The sequence below is a fragment of the Stenotrophomonas sp. SrG genome (assembly GCF_050031795.1).
GTDB classification, from domain to species: Bacteria; Pseudomonadota; Gammaproteobacteria; order Xanthomonadales; family Xanthomonadaceae; genus Stenotrophomonas; species Stenotrophomonas rhizophila_A.
The window spans coordinates 1-235 of sequence record NZ_JBNBBE010001385.1; the positions used below are offsets into that span (position 1 = coordinate 1).

1 pseudogene is annotated in these 235 nt (G+C 65.5%); it reads left to right on the top strand.

Going from position 1 to position 235, the window contains the following annotated elements:
* Positions 1–235 (top strand): annotated as a pseudogene (locus ACQG3P_RS23950) (ankyrin repeat domain-containing protein); the annotation flags it as partial.

The following is a 235-nucleotide window of genomic DNA, read 5'->3' on the forward strand; positions in this document are numbered from 1 at the left end:
GGCAACCACAACACCCTGGGCAACGCAGACACGGGGTTGCGCTGGTATACCGCCCGCGGTGGTTTCGACGCGGCCTACTGGCTGCTGGAGCACGGCGCGGACCCGACCCTTACTGCTCCCGCTGCGTCGGGATCAAGCAGTCCCGCGCGCCAGAAGATGCTGGAAGACCTCTATTGGGAACTCCCCACGCCAGCTCTTCGGCCGTGGCAGAAGCAATGTCCGCCATGGCTGATCG